At 34.6% G+C, this 23,123-nt stretch carries 22 protein-coding genes; 7 read left to right on the top strand and 15 right to left on the bottom strand.

From position 1 onward, the window contains the following. Window positions 1-57: 57 nt before the first annotated feature. A complete protein-coding gene (locus tag B3P23_RS03165; RefSeq protein ID WP_153195394.1) occupies window positions 58-2,859 on the bottom strand; it encodes a TonB-dependent receptor in 2,802 nt (933 codons plus the stop codon). Window positions 2,860-3,135: 276 nt separating this feature from the next. On the opposite strand from B3P23_RS03165, the gene B3P23_RS03170 reads away from it, so the two are divergent. From B3P23_RS03170 to B3P23_RS03180, 3 genes are all read left to right on the top strand, one after another. Next, window positions 3,136-3,801, top strand: a complete 666-nt coding sequence (locus B3P23_RS03170; RefSeq protein WP_293924461.1) for an ABC transporter ATP-binding protein — start codon at window positions 3,136-3,138, stop codon at window positions 3,799-3,801. Between the two features lies 1 nt (window position 3,802). Next, window positions 3,803-5,158 carry an ABC transporter permease gene (locus B3P23_RS03175; RefSeq protein WP_045753656.1) on the top strand — a complete coding sequence of 452 codons (1,356 nt, stop codon included), beginning with the start codon at window positions 3,803-3,805 and terminating at the stop codon, window positions 5,156-5,158. A gap of 151 nt (window positions 5,159-5,309) precedes the next feature. Beyond that, complete coding sequence (locus tag B3P23_RS03180; RefSeq protein WP_045753657.1) at window positions 5,310-5,786, top strand: hypothetical protein; 477 nt, start codon at window positions 5,310-5,312, stop codon at window positions 5,784-5,786. 51 nt (window positions 5,787-5,837) lie between these two features. Here B3P23_RS03180 and B3P23_RS03185 read toward each other — a convergent pair whose 3' ends face one another. The 9 genes from B3P23_RS03185 to B3P23_RS03225 all read right to left on the bottom strand — a co-directional run bounded on the left by B3P23_RS03185 (window position 5,838) and on the right by B3P23_RS03225 (window position 14,663). Further along, window positions 5,838-6,551, bottom strand: coding sequence for a 16S rRNA (uracil(1498)-N(3))-methyltransferase (locus B3P23_RS03185; protein ID WP_045753658.1), 714 nt, complete (start codon window positions 6,549-6,551; stop codon window positions 5,838-5,840). 5 nt (window positions 6,552-6,556) lie between these two features. Next, complete coding sequence (locus tag B3P23_RS03190) at window positions 6,557-7,870, bottom strand: hemolysin family protein (protein WP_045753659.1); 1,314 nt, start codon at window positions 7,868-7,870, stop codon at window positions 6,557-6,559. An 8-nt stretch (window positions 7,871-7,878) separates the two neighbouring features. Beyond that, entirely contained in the window at window positions 7,879-8,421 is a 543-nt protein-coding gene (locus tag B3P23_RS03195; protein WP_021188159.1) for an inorganic diphosphatase, read from the bottom strand. Between the two features lie 4 nt (window positions 8,422-8,425). Continuing rightward, window positions 8,426-9,076: a DedA family protein gene (locus B3P23_RS03200; RefSeq protein ID WP_045753660.1), complete on the bottom strand. Its 651-nt coding sequence runs from the start codon at window positions 9,074-9,076 to the stop codon at window positions 8,426-8,428. Window positions 9,077-9,251: 175 nt separating this feature from the next. Next, window positions 9,252-9,665 carry an HIT family protein gene (locus B3P23_RS03205; protein ID WP_045753661.1) on the bottom strand — a complete coding sequence of 138 codons (414 nt, stop codon included), beginning with the start codon at window positions 9,663-9,665 and terminating at the stop codon, window positions 9,252-9,254. 118 nt (window positions 9,666-9,783) lie between these two features. Then, entirely contained in the window at window positions 9,784-10,257 is a 474-nt protein-coding gene (gene greA, locus B3P23_RS03210) for a transcription elongation factor GreA (protein WP_045753662.1), read from the bottom strand. Between the two features lie 142 nt (window positions 10,258-10,399). Continuing rightward, window positions 10,400-11,098, bottom strand: a complete 699-nt coding sequence (locus tag B3P23_RS03215; protein ID WP_045753663.1) for a response regulator transcription factor — start codon at window positions 11,096-11,098, stop codon at window positions 10,400-10,402. 13 nt (window positions 11,099-11,111) lie between these two features. Further along, on the bottom strand, window positions 11,112-12,770 hold the full coding sequence (locus tag B3P23_RS03220) for a sensor histidine kinase (RefSeq protein WP_045753664.1): 1,659 nt from the start codon (window positions 12,768-12,770) through the stop codon (window positions 11,112-11,114). A gap of 6 nt (window positions 12,771-12,776) precedes the next feature. Further along, window positions 12,777-14,663 (bottom strand): alpha/beta hydrolase family protein, encoded by a 1,887-nt coding sequence (locus B3P23_RS03225; protein ID WP_293924471.1) that lies wholly within the window; start codon window positions 14,661-14,663, stop codon window positions 12,777-12,779. Between the two features lie 158 nt (window positions 14,664-14,821). On the opposite strand from B3P23_RS03225, the gene B3P23_RS03230 reads away from it, so the two are divergent. Continuing rightward, window positions 14,822-15,106 carry a DUF4286 family protein gene (locus tag B3P23_RS03230; protein ID WP_248754653.1) on the top strand — a complete coding sequence of 95 codons (285 nt, stop codon included), beginning with the start codon at window positions 14,822-14,824 and terminating at the stop codon, window positions 15,104-15,106. Window positions 15,107-15,123: 17 nt separating this feature from the next. Here B3P23_RS03230 and B3P23_RS03235 read toward each other — a convergent pair whose 3' ends face one another. From B3P23_RS03235 to B3P23_RS03255, 5 genes are all read right to left on the bottom strand, one after another. Next, window positions 15,124-15,531: a DUF983 domain-containing protein gene (locus B3P23_RS03235; RefSeq protein ID WP_045753666.1), complete on the bottom strand. Its 408-nt coding sequence runs from the start codon at window positions 15,529-15,531 to the stop codon at window positions 15,124-15,126. A 312-nt stretch (window positions 15,532-15,843) separates the two neighbouring features. Then, complete coding sequence (locus tag B3P23_RS03240; protein ID WP_293924472.1) at window positions 15,844-16,539, bottom strand: RluA family pseudouridine synthase; 696 nt, start codon at window positions 16,537-16,539, stop codon at window positions 15,844-15,846. A 155-nt stretch (window positions 16,540-16,694) separates the two neighbouring features. Then, complete coding sequence (locus tag B3P23_RS03245; protein ID WP_108160724.1) at window positions 16,695-17,699, bottom strand: MlaD family protein; 1,005 nt, start codon at window positions 17,697-17,699, stop codon at window positions 16,695-16,697. A 4-nt stretch (window positions 17,700-17,703) separates the two neighbouring features. Further along, window positions 17,704-18,477: an ABC transporter ATP-binding protein gene (locus tag B3P23_RS03250; RefSeq protein ID WP_045753670.1), complete on the bottom strand. Its 774-nt coding sequence runs from the start codon at window positions 18,475-18,477 to the stop codon at window positions 17,704-17,706. Window positions 18,478-18,479: 2 nt separating this feature from the next. Further along, window positions 18,480-19,238: an MlaE family ABC transporter permease gene (locus tag B3P23_RS03255; protein ID WP_045753671.1), complete on the bottom strand. Its 759-nt coding sequence runs from the start codon at window positions 19,236-19,238 to the stop codon at window positions 18,480-18,482. 257 nt (window positions 19,239-19,495) lie between these two features. On the opposite strand from B3P23_RS03255, the gene B3P23_RS03260 reads away from it, so the two are divergent. The 3 genes from B3P23_RS03260 (at window position 19,496) to B3P23_RS03270 (ending at window position 23,047) form a co-directional block, all read left to right on the top strand. Then, entirely contained in the window at window positions 19,496-21,019 is a 1,524-nt protein-coding gene (locus B3P23_RS03260; protein WP_293924473.1) for a DUF6600 domain-containing protein, read from the top strand. Window positions 21,020-21,180: 161 nt separating this feature from the next. Beyond that, window positions 21,181-22,353: a nicotinate phosphoribosyltransferase gene (gene pncB, locus B3P23_RS03265; RefSeq protein ID WP_293924475.1), complete on the top strand. Its 1,173-nt coding sequence runs from the start codon at window positions 21,181-21,183 to the stop codon at window positions 22,351-22,353. Beyond that, the gene (locus B3P23_RS03270) at window positions 22,346-23,047 is read left to right on the top strand and encodes a class I SAM-dependent methyltransferase (RefSeq protein ID WP_293924477.1); all 702 of its coding nucleotides are present in this window, start codon (window positions 22,346-22,348) and stop codon (window positions 23,045-23,047) included. The genes pncB and B3P23_RS03270 overlap by 8 nt, the downstream gene beginning before the upstream one ends. The last annotated feature ends 76 nt before the right edge of the window (window positions 23,048-23,123 follow it).

Here is a 23,123-nt window from a genome sequence, read left to right on the forward strand (position 1 = left end):
AAAAAATAGTTTTGTTATGTCTTTATATTTAAAGTAATATTAAGTTTATATTATCTTTTAGAAGGTGTAATTAAATGATAATGAAACATTTGCACCGGGCTTATATTTAAACCAAGTTTCGTTATCAATATTTCTCACTTTATTATCAAAGTATACATCGATCGGGTTGTTTAAAATATCGCTGGCATTCAGCTTCACCTCGCCTTTATTTTTCATCACTTTGTATCCGACTTGAAAATCTAACACATTACGCGGCGCTTCCCATGCACTTGCAAAAGTTTGGCCTCCAGGCTGGATGATACGTTTTCCAATGCGGTTATATAGGATATTCAGATTCAATTTATTGTCGATAGCCGTATGCTGTAAACCGGCGTTGATCACGTACGGAGACTGACCAACCATTGGTCTTGTTTTTTCTAAGTAAAGCTGATCATCGGCATTTGTAATTTCTGAATGAACATATGTCAAGTTTAAGTAAGCCGTCGTATTTTTAAAGAATGATTGCTCGTTTACAAAATCTAATCGTTTACGTACCTCTAATTCTGCTCCATAAATATTTGCTTTTGGTGTATTTCCAAAGCTGATATCAGGTGTAGAGGTAACGTCATAACGTCTTGGCTCGATAGCATTAGTAAATTGTTTGTAAAAAGCAGATATCGATAATATCTCACCTGCAGAAGGATAGATTTCATAACGTAAATCTGCATTATTGATGGATGCTCGCTTTAAATTAGGATTACCAGTAATCATTCCTAATTGTTCGAAATCATAAAACTTAAATGATGCTAACTCTCTTAACTCTGGTCTCGCTAGCGTACGGTAATAAGATGCTCTGAAATTTGACTTAGGTGTCAATCCGTATGTAAAATTAACAGATGGTAAAAAGTCTAATTTCGTATCATCGACATCACTAACCATCTTCATGGCATCGACGTCAAGGGCATCAATTTTTACGTTATAATTTTCGACTCTAAGACCGTAAACTACTCTAAATTTATCATTGAATTTTTGATCAAGCATTGCGTAGCCGAAAGTAGTCAGTGAGCTACCGGTATACTTGTCACCATTCATCATGATCTCTTTGAATTTAAAATAATTTTTATCAATGTTTTCCTTAGAAAATATTTGGTCAGCAGGCAATTGTGTTACCGTATTGATCAAATCCACATCATTTAAAACGTCGCCATTCAATTCTAACCCAATAAAGCGTGCATCAAAATTTCTTTTTCTATAATTGGTTCCTGCACCAACTTTTAAAGTGGAAGGTGTAGAAAGAAATGTCATTGGCAAATTATAGCTGGCTTCCCCAGAATAAATATTTTCATTTAGCTTGGCAAATAATCTCGCATTTTGCTTCCCGATTGAACTAATATTAGCTGCGTATGGTACTGATGGATCATTGGCCGATTCCATCGGTCTTACATAATTAAGTTTAACTTGGTTGGGCTGATCATTTAAGATATTGCTCCAAGATGCAGTCCATTTTATTTTGTCATTCCGATCACTTAAAACATGCTCCCCATCAAGTGTTGATTTTAACAAAGATTTTTGCATGATATCATATGCGGAGAATTTGACATCATAGGAAGATCCAAGGTCGGTACCTCTTCTATCCGTGTAGGTGTTGTCATAATTTCTATTGTAAAGATTTTTCCATGTGATCTTACTTTTTCCATAAGTATATCCAAAGTTGGCTAAAGCACCTAAATTGGTCGAGAACTTATATTGATCGTCTGTATAATCATATTGATGCCATTGACGCTTAACATTGGGCAAGATATTTTGCGAATTTCTGTAGGTCACAGAAAATAATGCACCAAAGCGATTGCTGTTTTCAAATTGTTTTACTTTACCTAAAGAAAACTGATAGTTTTGTGAAGGTAATGCCGTTTTATTTTTCACAGTAAGATCATTCGGTAATGATTTTAATGCTAATCTATTTTCTTTACTTGATAGTCCATCCTTATATTGTTCTCTAGAATACATATTCGTAGCCAGATTACTTGATCCATCATCAAAACCTAAATAGTTTTGTAGGTTCTTCTTTGTTTGTAAGAAATCTTTGAATGTAGAAGCTGTATTATATCCATACCCTAAACCAAAGGAAACAAAGTTTTGATCTGGAATATCTTTTGTTGTGATCTGTACTGCTCCACCGGCAAAATCTGCTGGTAAATCTGGAGTTGCAGTTTTAGAAATCGTGATTTTATCAATTAAATTTGAAGGGATGATATCAAATGAAAATGCACGACGATTGGCTTCCGTACTTGGCAATACAGTGCCATCCATCATTGAGACATTGTAACGGTCACTTAAACCGCGGACTACTACAAATTTATTGTCTTGGATAGTCGCCCCACTCACCCTACGAATAGCTTCCGATGTATTTTTATCCGGTGATCTTCTGATTTGTTCACTTGAAATCCCATCGGATATGAGTGCACTATTTTTCTGCTGTGCATATAAAGCGCCAATGGATTCTTTTTTATAAGATCCTGTCACCACAACTTGATCTAGCAATTGACCTTCAGAATTATCCAATACAACATCTAAATTTGTAATTTCATCTGCTTTAATTTCTACATCTGTAATTTGCTTTGTAGCATAACCGATGAAAGCATACTCTACTGTATACTTACCCACTGACAATCCAGGAATATTATACTTACCTGAAACATCCGAACTAGCAGCTCTTGCTGTCCCCATAATGCGGACAGTTACTCCAGTGATTGTCTCTCCATTTTTACTGTTCGTAATAGATCCTATTAACTTTCCACTACCTTGTGCAAAAACAGCTGTCGCTATTACCAATAAAATCAGTGTGGCAACAAATTTCTTAAGTGTTAATTGTGGTTTCAATTTATTTGTTTTTTTGTTTCTGCAAATCTATTACCATGATATTACGTGTACATTACCTTAACATTACTATTACATTAGTGACAGATTAAAAAATTGTTAACAGCATCGTTTTCACCTACTATACATGTTTTACTGTGTTAACAATTGATTAACAAGGAAAATGTTAAGTGCGAACGGACTTAATAATTAATACATATGTGATGTAATAATCTCATAACAATTCGAATTATGTGCAGGAATTAAGTTAAATTTAGCTTTTGAAAGAATGATGATACTATGCACAAAAATCCAATGATAGCAACACAAGAACTTTCCTTCCAATATAAAGGAGGTACTCGGATAAAGTTTCCATCTGTTGAAATTCAAAAAGGGCAGCATACCCTTCTTCTGGGAAACTCAGGAACTGGTAAAACAACATTGCTCAATCTCTTGGGCGGACTATCGAAACCAACTGAAGGAAAGGTATGGATCAATCAGAATGATATCTATCAATTTGGCACATCGGAACTCGATCAATTTAGATCGCAACATATCGGTTTTATCTTTCAAGAAGCGCATCTTTTGAAAAATTTGACTATTCTTGAAAATATACAGCTTGCACAATCGCTTGCTAAGAAAAAGGTGAATAAAAGTGAAATTGTAAGTGTATTGCACAAACTTCAATTATCTGAAAAGGCTCATGCCTATCCAAATGAATTGAGTAGAGGACAATTGCAGCGTGCAGCTATTGCTCGTGCTGTCATTAATAAACCTTTACTTTTGATTGCTGATGAACCCACCGCTTCTCTTGATGATCAAAATACGGATCGGGTTTTAGCTTTACTCATGGAAATCGCCGATCAGCAAGGTGCAACGCTACTGATTGCTACTCATGATAAAAGAATCAAAAATAGTTTTTCGAACACCTACGATTTAAACACCATAAATCCTAACAATAACTAGCATGAATACTCTTCAAATAGTTTGGAAAAATATCAGCAAACAGACTGGATCGACTATCCTCAGTATTTTACTCACTGCCTTCGGTGTGGCCATACTTTGTGTACTTTCTATAACAAGTGAAAGTTTTGAAAAACAACTTGAAAATAATAGTAAAAATATTGATCTCGTAATTGGTGCAAAGGGAAGCCCATTACAACTGATATTATCTAGTGTTTATCACATTGACAACCCTACAGGAAATATCCCATTGGCGGAAGCTGAAAAATTGCAAAATAATCCATTAATAAAATTAGCTGTACCGGTATCATTGGGCGACAATTATAGAGGCCATCGCATCGTGGGTACAGATTCTAGTTTCCTAACCTTGTATGAAACCAAAGTTCAACAGGGAAAGTTATTTCAAAAAAATTACGAGGTAGTTATAGGAACTGATGTTGCACATAAACAAAAGCTTAAAATTGGTGATCATATTCATAGCTCACATGGGCTCAGTAAAGGTGGCCATAGTCATGACGATCATCCTTTTACAGTGGTAGGAATATTGGCCCACAATAATAATATTACAGATAATCTCATCTTGACCAGTTTGAGTAGTGTGTGGGATGTGCATGGCATAGCACATGATGAACATCATGAAGAGTTGACTACGGAAGAATTGCAAGCGAAAGAGGATCTTGCAGAAACTCGGGATGCATATCTACATCACCACGGTGAGGCGACAGACGAAGAGCATGATCATGCACATGAAGATGATCAATCTGCTGATTCGGATAGGGTAGTCAAATCTATCGGTGCCGATATGATACATTCTTCTGGTCTTGAAATTACAGCATTATTGGTTCAATACCAATCTCCGGCAGCGATAGCTGTATTGCCTAAATTTATTGCTCAAAATACACAAATGCAAGCTGCTTCACCTGCGATTGAGAGTGCTCGTTTATTTTCATTATTGGGTGTTGGTATTGATTCATTGCAGATCTTGGCCTATATCATCATGGCTATTGCGGGGTTAAGTGTATTTATAAGTCTGTACAATGCATTAAAGCAGCGGAAATATGATTTAGCGATCATGCGTACCTTAGGTGCTTCCAAACTTAAGCTTTTCACATTGGTGATTTTTGAGGGAATGGTGATTACTATAATCGGTGGATTTCTAGGATTGATATTTGCACATATCGCGCTTTACTATATCAGCCTACAAACGAGCCAGAGTGCTGATTTTATCCATGCATTTAAACTCAATCCTGTTGAACTGATTTTCGTTTTACTAGCTTGTATCATTGGTATTATTTCTGCTTTAATTCCAGCAATCAAAGCTTATAAAACAACAATATCACATATTTTATCGGGTAATTAATAGACATTGAAATCTTCATGGGCAGAAGTAATCCATAATTGCGATAAAGATTTTGCTCATGATCGCCTAATCGCTTTTTAACATCACACTGAATGTAACATGGTTTTTCATATTTGAAAATTACAGTTCACATTCATAAATATTATTCTAAATGAAAAAAACATTAGTATTCTTAAGTTTACTTTTCTCCTTTTGTTTGACGGTAAATGCACAAATAGGTCGTGATCCCAATACGCCTGACCATACCCCAATGATGAATAAGACCTGGGAAGCGATTGATAAAATGGCTTATAAGGTGTCTTATAATGGAAGTAAGAAAATCTACACCCCTTTCTACCCTACAGAATTAAAGGCTTTAGAAAATAAAACGGTTGAAATGCCCGGATATATGGTTCCATTAACCAGTGGCAGAACGCATAAAAACTTTATGATTTCGGTATTACCTGTAGCACAATGTATGTTTTGTGGATCAAACGGTATTCCACCCATGGTCGAAGTATTCTTAAAGGGCGATGCCATAAAATTTACTGAAGAACCAATCAAACTAAAAGGCAGAATGGTTTTTAATAAAGATCCACTTAAAGGAAATTCGGAAATTATGATTGTAGATGCAGTCCTGATCAAATAAAATAAGCCGCTAATAGCGGCTTATTTTATTTGATACATGTAATTACATGATCTATCTGTTCAGCAAAGAAACTTCAACGCAAGAGGTCATAGCAGCGGTCTCAGTTCTCAACCGAGCATGTCCTAATGAAATTGGTTGATAACCTAAGGTCAGTGCTTGATCTATTTCTGTGGTAGAAAAATCACCTTCTGGACCAATCAGTAAGATATATTGTTCTTTGGGCTGCAAGACTTGATTTAAAAATTGTTTTTCACCATCAACACAATGAGCTATTACTTTTGTAGCAAGATTGGATTCTTGTTTCTTACAAAACTGCGAGAACGTAATTGCAGGATTTAATTTAGGAATATAAGCTTTCAGTGATTGTTTCATCGCCGCTATGATCACCTTATTTAATCGATCCAATTTAACTTCTTTTCGTTCTGAATGCTCACAAATGATAGGCGTGATCTCTTGGATACCAATTTCTGTAGCTTTTTCTAAAAACCATTCAAAACGATCAATATTTTTTGTTGGCGCCACTGCAATATGCAAGTGATAAGAAGACTCGTGATAGTTTTCCTGTACTTTCAATATGGTCAGAACAGTTCTTTTGGGATGAGGGTCTAAAATTTCAGCTTCATACAATCCTCCTCTTCCGTCAATTAAGTGAACCATATCTCCAGCTTGAAGTCGAAGTACGCGAATGGCATGCTTACTTTCTTCTTCGCTTAAAATAAAGTTTTTAAAATCTGGTCTAATCTCTTCTGTAAAAAAAAGCTGCATAATCTCTAATTATCTTGGTCATCATCCATAGACTCGACCAATTCTAATTTAACAAATTCTATATTCTGCTGTGTTTTACGAATGATCGTAAAGGTATAACCGAATACTTCTTTATACTCTCCTACTTCAGGAATTTTATCAAACATATCACTGACCAAGCCAGATACAGTATCATAATCTTGGCTCTCTGGTAATTCTAAAGGTAAAAATTCATTTACATCATGAATACTTGCTCCAGCATCAACCATATACTCGGTTTCGGATATACGCTCTACTACTGGGGTTTCTTCATCGTATTCATCTTGAATCTCACCGACTAATTCCTCTACGATATCTTCTAAAGTGACCATACCTGCAGTACCACCAAACTCATCCAATACAATGGCCAACTGAATTCGTTTCAATTGAAATTCAGCCATCAAATCGTTTATTTTTTTTGTTTCAGGGATAAAGTAAGGTTTTCGCATGATCTCTTTCAATACGACTTCTTTCCCTTTCATGACGATAGGTAAAATATCTTTGGTATGTACGATACCTACAATCTGATCAATACTGTCTGCGTAGATAGGTATACGAGAATATCCTTGTTCAGTTACTGTTGTGATAAAGTCTAAGGCAACACAGTCTTCCTCCACAGCAACAATTTTCGTCCTCGGAACCATGATATTCTTCACGATCCGTTCATTAAAATCGAAAACATTTTTAATTAATTCGTGCTCAGAAGTATCTAATGCACCACTTTCTTTACCTTTATCCAATAAATACTGTAATTCTTCAGAAGAGTGAGAAGATTCACTTGGATGAGGCTGAACACCGATTAGTTTTAACAGAAAATTAGCAAATCCATTGAAAACATATATTAAAGGCATTAATAACCAATAAAATATACGTAAAGGGATCGCTACTTTCATGGTCGTAGCTACAGGCTTTTGAATGGCAATTGATTTAGGTGCTAACTCGCCCAATACGACATGTAAAAATGTGATGGTTCCAAATGCTAGCGCAAACCCAGTCCATTTAGCCCAACTTTGAGTGGTGTCTACCTGAAAAAATGAAAACACATTGGACACAATTTCGGTCATCACGGCCTCACCTTTCCATCCTAATCCTAGAGATGCCAAAGTAATACCTAACTGTGTTGCAGCTAGGTATTTATCCAAATGTTCCGTAATATTTTTTGCAATTTTAGCAACATTGCTCCCTGATTTTGCTTGGAGCTCAATCTGGGAAGCTCTTACTTTAACTATGGCAAATTCTGCGGCGACAAAAAAACCATTTGCAATTACTAAAAATATTGTCCAAAAAATATCGAGGGCCATTATGGGGGTTATTTATTACCGAATTCTTTATTGTACAATTCTATACTATCCAATAGAATTTGTTGTGCGACTTCGCGTCCTTGGACACCTTCCACAACAACATTTTTCTTTTCTAATGCTTTATAACTTTCGAAAAATTGAACAATTTCTTTCATACTATGTGGAGAAAGCTGTTCGATATCTGTAATATAGTTATACACTGGATCATTTTTGGCAACAGCAATGATTTTATCATCTTGTTCGCCACCATCAACCATGTTCATCACACCGATAATTTGTGCTTCAACCAATGTCAAAGGCAGAATATCAACAGAACAGATTACTAAGATGTCTAATGGATCTTTATCATCACAATAAGTTTGTGGGATAAAACCATAATTGGCAGGATAAACTACTGAAGAACTTAAAACACGGTCCAATAATAAAAGACCTGTTTCTTTATCCAATTCGTATTTTCCTTTTGAACCGTTTGAAATTTCAATAATTGCATTTACCGAATTTGGCACATTCGTACCAGGAGATACTTTATGCCAAGGATTTTGTGTACTCATTTGTTTACTGTATATTTTGTTTGTTTTTATTTGCTTTCATCTTACGTTTGATCAAGGCAATGCCTATTGGTAAAAAGGCAACTGCAATTAATCCTACAATAATATATTCTACATAATTAATAATCCAAGGGAATTCTATTCCTAAGAAATAACCCGATAAGGTTAGTAATAATACCCAAAGCAATGCTCCAGATATATTAAAAATCACAAATTTCTTAAAATCTAATTTGACTACCCCTGCAAAAATTGGGGCAAATGTACGTACTATTGGTACAAATCGACCAATAATAAGAGCTGTCCCACCATATTTATGGTAAAATTCTTCAGCCATTATAACGTACTTACGTTTAAAGATCAGACTATCCTTTCGTTTAAAAAGCATAGGACCAGCTCGATAGCCAAACCAATATCCCGCAAAATTTCCGAGCACACCGGCTCCAATTAAGCCTGCACAAAGCGTGACGATATCAACCTGAATTTTATTTAATGCACAAAAAAGTCCCGCTAAAAATAACAAATAATCTCCCGGTAAAAAGAAACCAAAAAATAATCCCGTTTCAGCAAATACAATGAGTAGAACCAAATAAAAACCGCCAGAGCTCAATAATTCCTCTGGGTTCAATAATTGTTGAAAAGACAACAAAAGATCTTGCATAATTTCTTTTTTACGTTTTCACTTATTCTGTGAAAAAAATCATCCTAATATAATTACAATCGATGACTTTTTATATAGACATATATATTCTATATAAGATTGCAAAGATATAATATATTATAGTCTTTTTTTATATTAATATTTAAAATACTACTTAAGAAAAGGATCTTTTCGCTTAATTATCAGTTGTAACATTGATAATTGATTCTTTTATTGCCTCTGCAATTTCGGTAAATTCTTCATGAGTAAGCGACAATCTAGGTTGAGAAAAATTTAGATCTGCGACATGATTGAGAGGGACTAAATGTATATGTGCATGTGCTACTTCTAATCCAATAACGGCTATACCAATCTTTTTACATGGAAAGACACGTTCAATACCTTGAGCCACAATTTTTGAAAAAACCCATAGAGCCATGTATTCTTCATCATTAATATCAAAGATGTAGTCAGTTTCACGTTTTGGAATAACCAAAACATGACCTTTTGTCAAAGGGCTCACATCTAAAAATGCTAAAAAATCATTACTCTCCGCTACTTTATAAGCAGAAATTTCTCCCGACACTATTTTTGAAAAAATTGTAGACATATACCAATTGTTTATAAACCAAATATAAAAAAAGGCTGCTTGTAATGCAACCTTTAAATTGTGAGATAACGTTTTAATAATATGCGGTTATGGCAAAACCGCACATAACCGTCATATTTTATCTTGAAATATCGATAATTTCAAATTCGATTTGACCTGCTGGAACATCTATAACGGCTACGTCACCTTTAGATTTACCCAGTAAACCTTTGGCAATCGGAGATTTAACAGAGATCTTACCTAACTTCATATCTGCTTCAGTTTCAGATACCAACTGGTAAGTCATTTCAGCGCCATTTTTCTTGTTTTTAATCTTTACAATAGAAAGTGCTAACACTTTTGATGTATCTAATTTTGACTCATCAATCAATCGAGCTCCGGCTAATGTGTTTTCCAAGTTCGCGATTTTCGCTTCATGTAAACCCTGCGCTTCTTTTGCTGCATCATATTCTGCATTCTCAGATAAATCGCCTTTGTCTCGAGCTTCTGCTATAGCATTTGAGATCAGGCTTCTTCCTTCAGTTTTAAGATAGTGCAACTCGTCCTTGAGTTTTTGTAATCCCTCTGCGGTGTAATAAGTTACTTCTGCCATAATTATTATTATTTATTTTTATCTTATTTTTTCAAAATGAAACAAGACCATGTTATCCTTGTCAGATAACATGGTCTCGTTTGATGTAATACGAAGGTAAGAATTGTTTTTAACAAAACAAATTCTAACTTATTAATTCAGATCAATTCTCTTCATCATCGACAAACCGATAACCTAACCCTCTAACAGTCTGCAAGTAATGAGGTTTGTCTGGATTTTTCTCAATCTTTTTCCTTAGTCGTACGACGTGCATATCCAATGTACGGGTATTGACATTAGAACTATATCCCCACACCACTTCCATTAATTCTTCACGTGTTATTTCTTTGCCTACATTTTGTAAAAAATGCAATAAAATTCTATTTTCTAAAATTGTCAATTCAATCTTTCTACCATCTCTTATTAATGAGTGGATATTGGGTTGATGCTCGGTTTTACCAAAATGGTACACTTCAGGTGTATTTTTGGGCAGAAAGAAACGAACTTTATTTTCTATCATAGCGATCAATACATCCATATTGAAAGGTTTACTGATATAATCGGTGACCCCAAAGCTATAAGCTTCAATTTTATCAATATCCTGAGATTTGGCGGTCATCATGATGACTATGTTTTCAAATCCTGCTTTTCGAATACTTTCACAAATTTCATTACCTTCTTTGCCTGGTAACATCCAATCTAATAATACAACATCTGGTCTTTTTTCTAAAATCAACTTTTCAGCCTCATTTCCATCCCCCGTTTGAACAACATTGTATCCTTCCGTTTCTAATCTGTGACGAACTAAAAAGCGTAGATTTTCATCATCTTCAATAACAGCTACAGTTATTTCTTTGCTCATAATTAATTATATTTTAAACTGAAAAAATGAGTGTAAAGGTAGTTCCTTTACCTACTTCACTTTTTACAGAAATTTCTCCTCCCATAAATTCTGTTATCTCTTTACAAAAGGCTAAACCTAAACCAATACTTCCTTGTTGATTGTATTGACTCTTTATGCGATAGAATTTCTTAAATATATTTGAAAACTCACTTTTATTTATGCCGATTCCTTCGTCCCTAAAGATAATAACAAAATTCTTTTTATTTTGTTGTATTTTAATATCTAATATTTTTCGTTTTTGATCAGAATATTTATAAGCATTATCGATCAAATTTTGAAACACACTGGTCAATAAAACGGGGTCTGCTAGCAAACTTGATTTGACATTAATTTCCTTTGAAATTTTGAAATCAGCATGTTTTAACTGTGTAGAAGCGACAATATTATCAACAAAAGAATTTAAATCAATTTCTTCTTTTTTAAACTTAATCGTCTTATTTTCAATTTGACTAAAAGACAACAACTTATTCATCAAATTATTCAATCGATCAGATTCCTGATCTAATATGTTACCATACATAATACGCTCCTCATCGGATAAATATTGTGCACTTTTAATGTTATTACCTGCGATCTTAATGACACTGACTGGTGTTTTGAATTCATGTGTCAAATTATTAATAAAATCGTATTGTAGCTTGAATAACCTTCCATTAATTTCTAAATTTCGATAAATTAAGTATAAAATAACAAGCAGGATTAAATAAACAAGTGAGATACCTAGTACAATAGGAAAAAAACTTCGGTTTACTTCTTTTGAAATAAAGGACTCACCCGAATGGAATAATAATTTGTAATCTGCCAAAGCGCCTGGTAAAGGCATTTCGGTCACATACTCTTTAATATCTGAAGTAATTGGTGCTCTCACAATAGGAACTACTTCAATGCGTTCATATAAATTTGGATAGATATTTTTGACCTCTAGTAAGGTGGGATCCACATTAAAAACAAACATATCCTGTTCATAATTTACAATATGATCTAATTTTGTATCCATAATATCTTTATATACCAACAAATCATTGATTCGTGGAATATTAAGATAGGTAATTCTTCCAGGTTGAGTAGCATAAAAAACTCTTAGGATATCGCGATCTGTCAACTTGGAGCTAGACTGTAATTTGTCAATATAACTGGCTATTTTGATTCCCATACTATTCAACTCATCATTGAATGGCCCCATCTCTTCGCGCTTGGTAATATATCTTTTATTTAAGCCTCGATTGTTTATGGTAAATATGGATAAGGTTTTGGGTCTAATATTTAATCCATTGATCGAAAAACCTGCCAAAGCATTGACATCATTACTAAATAGCATATCATAGAATGCTATTTCTTTGACAAAGGGATAGGAGCTTAAGACGCTATAAGCATATTTACCGGCTTCCAGAGAATCGAGATATCCCTGATAAAAAGAAACTTCAGGAACACGATTTTGAAAAAAATCATTGAAAGGTACTAATGTCAAATCAAAGACTTCTGATTTGCGATTGGTAAATTCATTATCAACATGATTAATCGTATAATTACGAGCGGCAAAAACAACAACAAAATAGAGTAAGGTAACAAAGGCGAAAAAAACAAAAAGTAACCCAAAATTCTTACGATAATTATAACTTGTTTCTCTCATCACCCACTATTTACCGATGTATTTATCCAAAAACTTTTCTAATTCTTGATAATATTGAATTATATTCTCTTCCTTTTTAAATGTTCTACCTTCTTCTTCTTTTAAAAGATATTGAACAGGAATATTATTATTTTTCAATTTTTGAACAAATTGATTGGCATCTGTCACTGAGCTAAACCTATCTTTACCTCCTTGTGCCAACAATACGGGTATCTTCACGCGATTGGAGTGAAATACAGGAGATATTTGCTTAAACATACCGGATTCCCTTACAGGATTACCAATGATTTGATAATACTTTTGTAAGTAAGGTTTTACATATGGAGGAATATCTCTAAAATAAGTAAATAGGTTTGTAAAGCCGGAGTACGATACTGCACAGGCATACATATCGGAGTTGAAGCAGGCTGCATGTAATGCAGAATATCCACCAAAACCTTTCCCAACGATAGCAATTCTATCTTTATCGGCGATTCCTTCGCGGATCAACCATTTCACTCCGTCGGTTATATCATCTTGGATCTTACCTCCCCATTCTTTAAATCCAGCTGACCAAAATTCTTTTCCAAAACCTATTGAACCTCGATAATTCATTTGAAACACGACATACCCTCGATTAGCTAAAAATTGTGCTTCATGATCAAAACCCCAAACTTCTCGTTGATTGGGTCCGTCATGAGGAAGAACGACCATTGGAAGATTTTTTCGATCTTCATGTAATGGATAGGTAATAAATCCGGTAATGATCTTACCATCTCGTGCTTGATACTTTATAAATTCTGTCTGGGATAAATCACGATCTTTCAAATTGGGATTATTGTCAGTAAGCTTATGAAGATCATTATCCTGACAGTCGAAGTAATAAATCGCTCCTGGATTGGTATCCGTATAGGTTCGGATTATAATTTTATCAAATTGGGCATCGACATCAATAACATCAAATTCTGAACCTTTGGTTTTTTCAGATATCTTTTTAAAAATTTGCGCAACTTTTTCATTGAAAAAATATCGTTTCTTTTTTGACACAGTATAAGATGCATAGTTCATCTCATTCGTGTAATGGGAATAGTCCCCCCAATCTAAGTCAACTTCCTTATTGCTAAATATTTCATGTACTTCTCTTTTTCCAACCAAATCATACTCTATCAATGAGAGCTTATCTCTGCCGATATTGGAGAGCGCATAAATATTTGTGGTTGAATTTTTCACAAACCCCATGGGTATAATAGTCGATCCAAAATCATTTTTTAGGACTTGATGGAAAGGTTGAAGATTATCTGCGCGATACATCAAGGACTCTTCTACACTGTCATTGGCCATGACCAGTCTTACTTGACCATCATTGGATATATACCAAGCATTGATGTTGCCTGGATTTTGTAAGATAACCTCAGATTTGCGTCCATCAATATATAATTTATGAAGATCAAAAGTAGAAGAATCACGATTGTTGATCGCTACAATAATGCCTTTATCGTATAATCTTGAAGGTTGCACCCAACGAAATTTTGCTTTCATAGGTTTTATTAAAGGTTGAAGCGCATCAGTAAGAATATTGACCGCATACAATCTTAAACTATCATTAGTAGCCTGCTCTATGGAGAAAATAATTTCTTCATTGTCCCCCCACACAAAACTATTGACATTCATATCGTTTTGATAGGTAAGCTGTTTTGAACTATCTCTATTGTTTAAATTTAATAAAAATATATTTTTGCAATGATTATCTAAACCTATATATGCTATAAAATTACCATCAGGAGAGATTTTAAAAGAAGTTTTTTCAGGAGTTGAGAAAAAACTTTCAATAGGTATTCGCTCTGTTCTATTTTCAGAACAGCTGATACCTAAAAGTGTGATAATTAATATTGAAAATATAATGTGTGCGCGCATAAACAATCTCATTCGTCAACTTAATCAAAGATTAAAATTAAATACCAATAACAAATCATGTGCAACCTTATTTTTACAAGAACATCTTGATTTTATTGTATTTCAATATAAATAATATATATTTCAATAAGGCAATTAAAGTTTATATTTTTGTCTTTATGTATTTATATAACATATCCATTATATCAGAAGAATCAGTACATCAGGAAATAGTTTCTTGGATTAAAGAAAATCTACTAGCAAACACGAGTTTCAATCCGCATTTTTTAGAAATGCTTCATTCTCCGCATGAAGGAATTACGTATTGTTTACAGATTCAGGTGCCTTCAGAGGAAGATATTGCTCGATTTCAGCAAGATCATTTAATCCATTTACAAAATGTAATCTTATCTAAGTATCAAGATAAAGCTTTCATTTTTGATAGTACGATGAAATATCTATAAAAAAGGAGAGATAATAACTATCGCTCCTTTTTTATATTTTCTTTAATCAGCTCCCACTTTGGATCATAACTAATTTTAGGCGTCATAAAATGCAACAAAACTAACCTTGAATAACGGAAGTTGAAGGGCGCAAAGATAATGATCGTTGCGAAAAGCACTAACATATAAGTCCAAGGGGATTCACTACCAGTAAGCACAGCAGTTGCGAGTGCAAAAGTGACGACTTCTGCTACTGACATGGCATAGCTCACATACATAGCTGCATAAAAATAACCTGGCTCTATTTCAAACGTCAAATTACAAACGGAACATACCTCTTTTGTCTTCTGTTTACTGAAACCATAAACAGATCCCTCAAACATATTTCCGACATGACATCTTGGACATTTTGAATGGATCAATGCATGAATTTTAGATGTTGGCATATAGATTTAGTTTAGAGAATTTTTTCTTGCGATTTATTCAGTTTTGAGGTGCGAAATTTTTTATACCATAATAAACCTAATCCAGCTGCAGCTAAATAAGGTATAACAAGTAAAAATAAAATGCCATCATTTAAGCCCTTTCCTTGTGTATTGCCATTCTGGGTCGAATTTTCGGCATTTAAAGAGCACATAGCACACTGAGCCTGTACTGAACTAAGAGGTGTTACAGTAATTGTACAAATCAAAAACAATGTAACTAGCAAATACTTAAACATTTTCATAATACAAAGATACTTAAAATACCGATGAGATCTAGTCTTTAAACTTTGAAAATTTCTCCCAAAACCCATCAGCCTGCAACGGAGCTTTCAATGTCATCATTTCTTTTTTGATTGGATGTATAAAAGTCAGTGATCTGGAATGTAAACATATACTTCCTTTTGAACTACCTCTAGGATAACCATATTTGTTATCTCCAACGATAGGACATCCCATGGTGGACAATTGTACTCGAATCTGGTGTGTACGTCCAGTCAAGGGTTCTACCATCAATAGGTGAAACCCATTCAGCTCGCCGATCAAAGAATAATCTAATTCGGCATAACTACTTTCTTTCACTTCTTTGTTGAACGCTTTAGTTACCATTTTTTCTCGATTCCGAACAAGCCAATTAATCAATTTTCCAGCGGGTTCCACTGGCCTTTGTCTGACCACAGCAAGATATGTTTTCTTTACCTGTCGATCTTTAAACAGTTTATTCATACGCTCTAGTGATTTACTTGTCTTGGCAAAAACAATTAATCCACTAACAGGTCTATCCAAACGATGGATAACGCCTAGAAAAGCCTCATTAGGTTTATGGTATTTATGTTTTAAATATTCCTTTACCATCTCTTCTAAAGACTTATCACCTGTATCATCTACTTGAACAATATCCCCTGCTCTTTTATTGATGGCAATGAGGTGATTATCCTCATATATAACATCTTTATCTGTAATATAATGCATTTAAATAAAATAAAATCCTTCTATAATCAGAATTTATAGACTAAGTGATTTGCTGATTATTAAAACAAAGATACAGCTAATCGGAATACCGAAAAAAAGTAAAGGACAATTTTACATGAAAATTGTCCTTTACTTTTTGTTAAAAATATAATATTCTATTGTATCGAATCTTTCAGTGCTTGCTGATTAGCCTTTTTTGTTTCTTTTTCTTTCTTTTTAAAGAAACCTCTTAGCAAAAAGTTACTTTGCAAAGCTTCCATATTCTGGTCCAATTTAGCTGTACTTGTATTTAAATTCCGTACGACCTCTCTGAGTTCATTGCCAACTGTAGGGTCGTTGATCAATGTACCGATAGCATTATCTTTATTATTTAATTTATTTGATGCGGCATTTAAGTTTGTCATCAAAGCATTAGCCGTTTGAGATACACCCTGTAACTGCGCTGCCGATGATCTTAAACTTGCGAATACTGCGGTATCCGTTGCCAAATCGTGTACTAAACCTTTTTTAGAATTTAATTTATCAGTCAATAAAACAAGATTTGAAGTCGCTGTATTTGCGCTCGCCATCACTTGACTGATCGAACGTAAGGATTGCTGTAAAGATGATACTAAAGCGGTATCGGTCAATAAAGAGCCAACCACTCCTCGACCTTCCACCAACCCGCGTGAAATCTCTACGAAATCTGTAGTAATTTTTGCCAGATTCTGATTATTTAACTGCAAAGTTTCCATCATTGCCTCCATATCAGCAGCTTTTGCCGAACGAAGAAAGTCGTTCGCTTCGATTGAAGGTGCATTTTGAGAACCACCCGATATCACAATAATCTTATTACCAATAAGACCGTCAGATCCCAATTTGGTAATGGCATCTTTACGGATATATTCAGCAGATTTTTCTTCGATCGTCATCACAACTTCGACATCTTGTAGATTCTTGAAATGAATATTTTTTATAATACCAACTTTAACACCTGAAAACCAAACATTACTTCCTACTTTCAAACCAGCGACATCAGGAAAAGATGTCGTAATTTCAAAGGTTTTTGTAAATTTCTTTTGCTGGCTACCCAGTATAAATATACCCGCAATCAGAATAGCTAACCCTATAAAAACAAATAGTCCAACTATCACTGCTCTCTTATTTTCTGCTTTGCTCATTTAATTAAACAATAAAATTATAATCATAAAACGCTTTAACTCGCGCATCATTTGTTTCAAATATTTCTTTAAAAGATCCCTGTCTCTCAAATTTCCCATCTAATAGCATTACAATGCGATCACCCACTGATCGCGCGCAAGCTAAATCATGTGTAATAATAATGGATGAGGTTTTATAACGCAGCTGGACTTCATTGATTAGACTATTGATATCTAAACAAGTGATCGGATCTAATCCCGCAGTAGGCTCATCGTACATCATAATATCTGGACGTAAGATCAATGTACGCGCGATACCAATTCTTTTTCGTTGACCTCCTGATAATTCTGAAGGCATTTGATTAATCGCTTGTGATAACCCTACACCCTCCAATACATCTTCTACTTCTTTATTAATTTCTGTTCTTGTCAGATTTCTTTTATTACGTATCAATGGAAATTCCAAGTTTTCCCGAACAGTCATACTGTCGTACAAAGCACTATTCTGAAATGAAAATCCAATTTTTAAACGTAGTTTCATCAGATCATGATCTCTTAAATCGTTGACCGAAATCCCTAAAACATTTATTGTTCCGTTATCTGGCTTCAATAAACCCGCAATAAGCTTAATCAGGACTGATTTACCTGTACCTGATCGTCCCAATACGACTAAGTTTTCTCCACGGTATAAATCTAGATCTACATTTTTCAAAACATGATTTTCACCAAATGATTTACTGACCCCACGTAGGGTAATAACAGCATCCTGATAATCAATATGTGTTTTAGCTTTTTCCATACCTAATTTATTATCGCTAAAATTTGTACAATAATAATCTCTTCAATAAAAACTAAGAACATAGAGGCAACAACCGCAGCATTAGCTGCTTTACCCACACCCTCTGTCCCTTTTGAGGAATAATATCCACAATAACAACTTACTGCTCCAATTGTAAAACCAAATACGACAGCTCTAAACACCATCGCCCATAAATCTTGATAGCCAATGGTTTCAAATACTTGCGTAAAGAAACTTAAAAAGCTTAAATCATCTTTGGATGCCAAACTCAGGTATCCACCTAGCAGCCCAATTCCTGCAACATAAAAAGTTAAAATAGGGATACTGATTGTTGTCGCGATGATGCGACTAACGATTAAGAATTTAAATGGATTGGTCCCCGATACCTCCATGGCATCAATCTGTTCGGTCACATTCATAGAGCTCAACTCTGCTCCTACCTGCGAACCGATTTTACCTGAAGCAATTAATGCTGTCACTAAAGGTGCTAAAGCACGTACGATCGCAATAGAAATCAAAGAAGGCAACCAAGAGGTAGCTCCGAACTCTTCCAATGAAGGACGTGACTGTTTTGTGAAAACAAACCCGACAATAAAGCCCGTTACACTAATCAAGGGCAAGGATTTCCAGCCTATCTCAAAACATTGCCGTATTATTTCCTTAAATTCATATGGTGGTGTAACAAGTTCGCGCCAAAATCGAAGTAAGAAACGATGAATATTTGCAAATTCAGTAAAAAATGATCGAAGTTTATTTAACATTAAAATAAATATTTCCTGTGTATAATAATTCTATAACACGAATGAAGGGATAAAGGTACAAAAAATAGGTAATTATTATCATCCCATAATCACTTACTTTGAGACTAAGCTTTCTTATAATCCTAGAAAACAACAAAATAATCTCCATAAAGTTTTGCCTTCATCAAAAAACATACCATGGATTAAACCATTTGCTAATTCAACCTGTCATACCTACAAAGATTCTATAATTTCACAATTTATAAAATTGAATTGTCATGAATAAAGTTAAACATATAAAACTAATCGCTATAGCAGTATTTACTATACTATTTTTTGCGATTCCAAAGTCATCCATAGCGCAACGTGGATACTCAAATTATAATAGTGGTGTATCTTTTCAAACATTTTATGATGAATTAGCCCCCTATGGTGATTGGGTAAACGATCGTACTTACGGCTATATATGGATTCCTGATGTAGGTCCTAATTTTCAACCTTATTCTACTAACGGATATTGGACTATGACTGAATATGGCAATACCTGGGTATCGAACTATTCTTGGGGTTGGGCACCATTCCACTATGGAAGATGGGAATACAATAACAATTATGGTTGGGCATGGATTCCAGATTATGAATGGGGACCTGCATGGGTAAATTGGAGAGAGGGATCTGGTTATTATGGCTGGGCACCTTTGGGAATAAATATCTCGATCAACCTACCTATGAATTTATGGGTATTTGTTGGATCATCTAATATTTATAGTAATAGATTAGATCGTTACTATGTACATCCTAGAAATTATAATAATTTTTATAATAATACGACAATTATCCACAACACGGTTATCATTAACAATAGAAACTATTATGGTGGTCCAAGAAGATCGGATATTGAAAGAAGTACAGGTAGACGTGTCCATGTAAGAAGTATCAACGATGCAGGAAGACCAGGAGCATCACGTGTGACTAGAAGTAGCGTTGATATGTACCGTCCAAATGTGGATCGTAACTCTAGAACAGATGCAAGACCAAGCCGAGTTGCTGAAGCTTCATCTCGTACAAGAAGCAACAATACGACCTTACAAAATAGAAATGATCGAGTGATCTCCACGAGAGATAACATGACCAGTACAAGAGGTAACCGCGAATTGTATATTGACAATAGTGGAAATGCGACCGTGAGATCAAGCACAGACTCAAACACAGGGAATAAAACAACTGAGCGTTCTAGAAATAATAGCAATACGGTGGATAGAACACAAAATGTAGACAGTCGTGTAAATAATAATGGAAATAACAGTAATAGTCGGACAAGAACGAATACAACTACTACAGGAAATACGAGAGAAAGAGTACCGTCAACTGAAAACAATAATACTTCAGTTCGTACTGAACGATCTTCAAGTAATCCTCCTGCTGTAGAACAATCGAGAACGGAACGTCCTGCTAGGGTACAAAATACTTCTGGAAGTGAAACTAGAAGTAGCAGAACTGCACCATCGAATACGACTGATCGTCCAGCTCGGGTACAAAACACTTCTGGAAGTGAAACTAGAAGTAGTAGAACTGCTCCGTCAAATAATACTGAACGTCCAGCGAGAGTGCAAAACACTTCTGGAAGTGAAACTAGAAGTAGTAGAACTGCTCCGTCAAATAATACTGAACGTCCAGCGAGAGTGCAATCTAACTCGGCAGAAAGAGGTTCTTCGAGTAGAGCTTCAACCAGCAATGTGGAAAGAAGTTCATCACAATCAGGCACAGCACGTAGCACAAATAGTGGTTCGCGCACCAGATAAACAAAAACAAGATTCGTTTAAAAGAGGTTTGGTATTGGATTATCAAACCTCTTTTTTATTCCCATAAACCATGGCGCAAAAGTTTCATTTTTCGAACAATTACCTTAAATTGATGTTAATTAGTAAATTTACATCATTATTTATTTAATAAAACGAGGCGAATGGCTCAACTTACATCTATACTAGATAACGATTTTTACAAGTTCACGATGCAATATGCTGTTGTCAAGCTCTTTCCCAAAGCAAAGGCTCGATATCAATTTATAAATCGTGGACAGCATAAATATCCCCCAGGATTTGATCAAAAATTAAGAGAAGCAATTGACGCAATGGCAAAATTAAAATTGACCAAAGCTGAAAAAACATTTTTTGCGCAAAACTGTCCCTACATCGATCCAACTTATTTTGACTTTTTACAAGGCTATCGGTATGATCCTGAAGAGATCACTATTATCCAGAATGGTGATGATTTAGAAGTTAAAATTGAGGGTTACTGGTATCGTACAATCCTGTGGGAAGTTCCTGTTATGTCTTTAATATGTGAGCTTTACTATGAAGTCACGGAACAGGAGCGCTTATCAGATGAACAGGTAATCACTGATGCTAGAAATAAAATTGAGAAATATAAAAAGTTGGCCATCACAATTGCAGATTTTGGTACAAGAAGACGACATTCGTATCATGTACATCAACTTGTTGTGGAAACTTTAAAAAAATATGGCGCCGGTACCTTCATCGGAACAAGTAACGTACACCTTGCTATGCAATATCAAACTAAACCAATCGGCACGCATGCGCATGAATGGTTTATGTTTCATGCTGCTAAATATGGATTCAAAATGGCAAATTTACTAGGCTTAGAGCATTGGGCAGATGTGTATCGAGGTGATTTAGGAATTGCATTATCCGATACCTATACAACAGAAGTATTCTTTAGACAATTTGACAAGAAACTTACGAAACTATTTGATGGGGTAAGACATGATAGTGGAGATCCCATAGAGTTTGCCGAGAAAATAATTTCACATTATGTCAATAAGGGAATCGATCCTTTATCAAAAACCATTATTTTTTCCGACGGATTAGATTATGAAAAAGTCGCTCATATTACACAATATTGCAAAGGAAAGATTGGGTATTCATTTGGAGTTGGAACAAATTTCACTAACGATGTGGGATTAAAACAAATGAACATCGTGATTAAGATGACTGAAACTCAGCCCGAGGATGATGAATGGACTCAGGTCATAAAACTATCTGATGAACCTAAAAAAAACACAGGCGACCCCGCTACCATCAAATTGGCAAAACAAATATTAATGATACATGACTAGAGATATATACGGCGAAGCCTTAAATGATTATTACCTCCACCAAAAAGAGATAGCTCCTCTACTTTTACATAGTAGTTATGGAGATATTGAAGAAATGCCAGTAGATATATTTTTTCGTGACCAAGAAGATATTCCTGAATTAGAATTTATCGCACTTTCTCTATGTGACGGTCGTGTTTTGGATGTTGGTGCTGGTGCCGGTTGTCACACCTTATATTTACAAGACAAAAATTTTGATGTTGAGGCTTTAGAAATATCGAATATTGCATGCCAAATCATGCAGCAACGGGGTGTTCAAAAAATTCATCATAACGACTTTTATCAATTTAAAGGTGAACAATATGACACACTGTTATTCTTGATGAATGGGATTGGACTGGCTGGAGATATTGACGGATTTAAAAAATTATTACATCATGCTGAATCATTATTGACTTCAAGAGGTCAACTTATTTTTGATACTTCAAATATTGATTATCTTTATGAAGAGTATAAAATAAAGCGTCCAGAACATTATTTTGGAGAAATTAATTACCAATATCAATATCAAGGCAATTTTGGAGAGAAATTTAAGTGGTTATATCTGGACCAAAAAATGCTCATTAACATTGCTCATGAATTGAACTGGGTTGTTCAAATTTTATTTGAAGATGAGCATGACCAATATTTAGTTCGAATGGAAAAAAGAAAATAGCATCTGCTGCGATCCAAAACTGACTCTATTAAAATAGCCTCTGTTCTTTTATCATGAAACTTATATCAAATTCAAA

This window comes from Sphingobacterium sp. UBA6320 (assembly GCF_002440335.1).
GTDB lineage: Bacteria > Bacteroidota > Bacteroidia > Sphingobacteriales > Sphingobacteriaceae > Sphingobacterium.

Coding starts and splice junctions, on each gene's coding strand:
- greA (WP_045753662.1), bottom strand. CDS start 10,257: ATGGCAGAAGTAACTTATTACACCGCAGAGGGATTACAAAAACTCAAG.
- B3P23_RS03220 (WP_045753664.1), bottom strand. CDS start 12,770: ATGAGAGAAACAAGTTATAATTATCGTAAGAATTTTGGGTTACTTTTT.
- B3P23_RS03230 (WP_248754653.1), top strand. CDS start 14,822: ATGTATTTATATAACATATCCATTATATCAGAAGAATCAGTACATCAG.
- pncB (WP_293924475.1), top strand. CDS start 21,181: ATGGCTCAACTTACATCTATACTAGATAACGATTTTTACAAGTTCACG.
- B3P23_RS03195 (WP_021188159.1), bottom strand. CDS start 8,421: ATGAGTACACAAAATCCTTGGCATAAAGTATCTCCTGGTACGAATGTG.
- B3P23_RS03235 (WP_045753666.1), bottom strand. CDS start 15,531: ATGCCAACATCTAAAATTCATGCATTGATCCATTCAAAATGTCCAAGA.
- B3P23_RS03255 (WP_045753671.1), bottom strand. CDS start 19,238: ATGTTAAATAAACTTCGATCATTTTTTACTGAATTTGCAAATATTCAT.
- B3P23_RS03215 (WP_045753663.1), bottom strand. CDS start 11,098: ATGAGCAAAGAAATAACTGTAGCTGTTATTGAAGATGATGAAAATCTA.
- B3P23_RS03250 (WP_045753670.1), bottom strand. CDS start 18,477: ATGGAAAAAGCTAAAACACATATTGATTATCAGGATGCTGTTATTACC.
- B3P23_RS03270 (WP_293924477.1), top strand. CDS start 22,346: ATGACTAGAGATATATACGGCGAAGCCTTAAATGATTATTACCTCCAC.
- B3P23_RS03170 (WP_293924461.1), top strand. CDS start 3,136: ATGCACAAAAATCCAATGATAGCAACACAAGAACTTTCCTTCCAATAT.
- B3P23_RS03175 (WP_045753656.1), top strand. CDS start 3,803: ATGAATACTCTTCAAATAGTTTGGAAAAATATCAGCAAACAGACTGGA.
- B3P23_RS03185 (WP_045753658.1), bottom strand. CDS start 6,551: ATGCAGCTTTTTTTTACAGAAGAGATTAGACCAGATTTTAAAAACTTT.
- B3P23_RS03240 (WP_293924472.1), bottom strand. CDS start 16,539: ATGCATTATATTACAGATAAAGATGTTATATATGAGGATAATCACCTC.
- B3P23_RS03205 (WP_045753661.1), bottom strand. CDS start 9,665: ATGTCTACAATTTTTTCAAAAATAGTGTCGGGAGAAATTTCTGCTTAT.
- B3P23_RS03225 (WP_293924471.1), bottom strand. CDS start 14,663: ATGCGCGCACACATTATATTTTCAATATTAATTATCACACTTTTAGGT.
- B3P23_RS03200 (WP_045753660.1), bottom strand. CDS start 9,076: ATGCAAGATCTTTTGTTGTCTTTTCAACAATTATTGAACCCAGAGGAA.
- B3P23_RS03180 (WP_045753657.1), top strand. CDS start 5,310: ATGAAAAAAACATTAGTATTCTTAAGTTTACTTTTCTCCTTTTGTTTG.
- B3P23_RS03190 (WP_045753659.1), bottom strand. CDS start 7,870: ATGGCCCTCGATATTTTTTGGACAATATTTTTAGTAATTGCAAATGGT.
- B3P23_RS03260 (WP_293924473.1), top strand. CDS start 19,496: ATGAATAAAGTTAAACATATAAAACTAATCGCTATAGCAGTATTTACT.
- B3P23_RS03245 (WP_108160724.1), bottom strand. CDS start 17,699: ATGAGCAAAGCAGAAAATAAGAGAGCAGTGATAGTTGGACTATTTGTT.